Here is a 338-nt window from a genome sequence, read left to right as displayed (position 1 = left end):
GGAAGATTCGCCTGATTAAGTTGAACAACAGAGACATCTGCGCCTTGGTCTGTTCTAAAATGACCTTGTTCTGGTAGATCGTAGGTCTGTAATCCGGAAGTAACAGCACATCCTGAAAGGCTTAAAATACAGATAGATAATAAAAATGAGGTGCTTCTCAACTTCACAGCAAAACCCTTTGTTTGTAATTCGTTGTAACTTTGAATCAAATTCTGTCAGAATTGTAGACCATAATGAAAATAAGATGTAGGTTTTTAAATGTTAAATTGTATAATTCAAACATCCGTCATGTAAGATCTGCTATATTTTGTAACATGTAAAGATCTACTTTCGTAACA

The 338-nt window shown here is 34.3% G+C and carries 1 pseudogene; it reads right to left on the bottom strand.

The features are described 5' to 3' along the window. Positions 1 to 167: pseudogene (locus JR005_RS15220) on the bottom strand (hypothetical protein); the annotation flags it as partial. Between the last annotated feature and the right edge of the window lie 171 nt (positions 168 to 338).

Origin of the sequence: Acinetobacter sp. Colony158 (genome assembly GCF_019264745.1) — a bacterium.
Lineage (GTDB): Bacteria > Pseudomonadota > Gammaproteobacteria > Pseudomonadales > Moraxellaceae > Acinetobacter > Acinetobacter ursingii.
Note: the sequence above shows the minus strand (reverse complement) of the source record. Positions and strands in the feature narration are given on the sequence as shown.